The organism is Algibacter sp. (assembly GCF_049667265.1).
Taxonomy (GTDB): domain Bacteria; phylum Bacteroidota; class Bacteroidia; order Flavobacteriales; family Flavobacteriaceae; genus Algibacter_B.
In genome coordinates this window covers 1-2,612 of record NZ_JBATHX010000210.1, presented here as the reverse complement: position 1 = coordinate 2,612, position 2,612 = coordinate 1, and the positions used below count along the sequence as shown (strand labels likewise).

The window sequence follows — 2,612 nt, the reverse complement described above, 5'->3', positions numbered from 1 at the left end:
TCACAAAACTCGCCTAATGAAGAGCGTTCATCATCTGGATCTGGCCATGCACAACCTGGACAATCAAAACCTCCTTTTTGATTCATTTTTGTAGCCAACTTGAAGGCCTCAATAGCTTTCATATATTTTGAAACCTGACTAAAAGCTGCTGCAATACTTTTAAAACCAACACTATTAACAGGAGGCTTGGTACTTTTTAAGTTTTTAAAAGTTACTGGTGTTAATGCTTTTTCTTCTGGTGATTTACTCATTTAAAATTAAAATTAGCGCTTTGTAGTTTTTGGTAATCTTCTTTTGAATCTAAATCTACATTTTTTACTGGAAGTTTTAAAGCTTTAACAAAAACTAATTGGTTTTGACTTCATTTTACAAAAAATTTAAAAGTATTTTTAAGAATTGAATTGTTTTAACATGGTTTTATATATCGAATAAAATTAAATATTGGTAGTGTATGATTAGTAAAAAACAAATTGGTCTGTTTTTAGGCCCAATAATATTTATAATAATTCGATTATTTTTTTCCCCTGAAGACTTATCTGATGAAGCCAATGGAATATTAGCATCCACAGCCTGGATTGCTATTTGGTGGATTACTGAAGCCATTCCTATAGCAGCCACAGCCTTATTACCAATTGTTTTATTTCCGCTTTTAGGAAGTTTGGATATTGGCGCTACCACGGCGTCTTTTGGTCATAAATTTGTGTTCTTATATTTAGGCGGATTCATTATTGCCATAGCCATTGAAAAATGGAATTTACATAAGCGTATTGCGCTCAACATCATCAATATCATTGGGTCTAATGTTAAAAGAATCATATTAGGTTTTATGGTGGCAACGGCGTTTCTATCCATGTGGATTTCTAATACAGCCACGTCTGTAATGATGTTACCAATTGGTATCGCCATTATTACACAATTAAAGGATAACCCAAAAACTGAAAAGAATGAAAATTTAATTTTCGGAAAGGCTTTAATGCTAGCCATAGCTTATAGTGCGTCTATTGGAGGGATTTCTACTTTAATAGGAACGCCGCCAAATTTAGTTCTGGCAGGAATCGTATCAGAAACCTATGGTTATGAAATTACATTTTCGCAATGGTTTATTTTCGGGTTTCCAATTTCTGTGATTTTACTATTTATCTGTTGGAAATATTTAACATCGTACGCTTTTACATTTAAACAAAAAGAATTTCCGGGCGGAAAAGAAGAAATAAAACGTTTGATAAAATCCTTAGGAAAAATAACTTACGAGGAAAAAATGGTGGCTTTAGTTTTTGCTGCTACGGCCTTTTGTTGGATTACGCGTTCCTTTTTACTAAAGAAAATATTACCACATATTGATGATACCATCATTGCCATTTTGTTTGCTTTAGTTCTATTTTTAATTCCTTCGAAAACGAAAAACAAAAAGCTTATTTCCTGGAAAGATACCAAGAATTTACCTTGGGGAATCATCTTGCTATTTGGTGGTGGCATGGCTTTAGCAAAAGGATTTGAAACTAGCGGATTAGCGTTATGGATAGGAAACCAAATGACCACCCTTGCAGGAATAAGCACTTTTATTTTAATTTTGTTATTAATTGCCGCTGTAAATTTTTTAACAGAAATAACCTCCAATTTAGCCACTACTGCCATGCTCCTACCAGTTCTTGCTCCTATGGCTTTAACTATTGATATGCATCCTTTTATTTTGATGGTTGGTACTGCCGTTGCAGCCTCTTGCGCCTTTATGCTTCCGGTAGCAACTCCGCCAAATGCAGTTGTTTTTGGGTCGGGTTATTTACGAATTCCAGATATGGTAAGTAAAGGGATTGTTATGAATATCATTTCCATTATAATTTTAACCCTTTTTGTTTATTTCGTGCTTCCTGAATTATGGGATATCGCCATTGAAGGATTTCCTGAAAGTCTTAAACATTAGCTATTACTTTCAACAAATTCCAAGGCTCGTTTTTCATTATAATACACATTTTTCTTATCAATAAAACCTGCATGGCCGCCAAAATTTGGCATTTCTAAAAATACATTCGAATTGTTTTTTGCCTCCTTTACGGGATAACATTCCGAAGATAAAAAAGAATCATTTAAAGCATTTATAATTAAAGTTGGCGTTTTTATATTAGGAAGAAATTGCAGACTGCTACTCCTTTCATAATAATCTTGGGCATCCTTAAAACCATGTGCTTTAGCGGTATAAATGTTATCAAAATCATTTAGGGTTTTAATAGATTTAATGTCTTCAACACTTAATAATTCTGGAAATCGGTTATGTTTAGCATCCAACTTTTCAACCAAATGTTTTAAAAACCTATCGTGGTATAATTTGTTTTTAAAAGAATGTAATTCCTTTGCAGAACCTGCCAAATAACAAGGCACAGAAACGGCAATGGCAGCCTTAACTTCATTCGTTACAACCTGCTTTTCTCCTAAATATTTAAGAATAATATTAGCACCAAGACTAATGCCTTTTAAATAGATTTCAGAATACTGTCTGTTAGAAATGGCGTGATTAATAACAGCCTCTAAATCATCTGTAGCACCAGAATGATAACTATAATATTTCAAATTACTTTCTCCGCTGCAGCCTCTGAAATTTACACTAACAGCATCCG

2 protein-coding genes and 1 pseudogene are annotated in these 2,612 nt (G+C 33.4%); 1 reads left to right on the top strand and 2 read right to left on the bottom strand.

Features of this window, described 5'->3' with window-relative positions; genetic code table 11:
• Positions 1 to 251 (bottom strand): annotated as a pseudogene (locus WBN21_RS07800) (hypothetical protein); the annotation flags it as partial.
• Between the two features lie 200 nt (positions 252 to 451).
• Here WBN21_RS07800 and WBN21_RS07795 point away from each other — a divergent pair.
• Complete coding sequence (locus tag WBN21_RS07795; protein WP_424199057.1) at positions 452 to 1,921, top strand: SLC13 family permease; 1,470 nt, start codon at positions 452 to 454, stop codon at positions 1,919 to 1,921.
• Here WBN21_RS07795 and WBN21_RS07790 read toward each other — a convergent pair.
• On the bottom strand, positions 1,918 to 2,612 hold a 695-nt coding region (locus WBN21_RS07790; RefSeq protein WP_424199055.1), incomplete at its 5' end, for a YheT family hydrolase. The two genes, WBN21_RS07795 and WBN21_RS07790, sit on opposite strands and share 4 nt — an antisense overlap.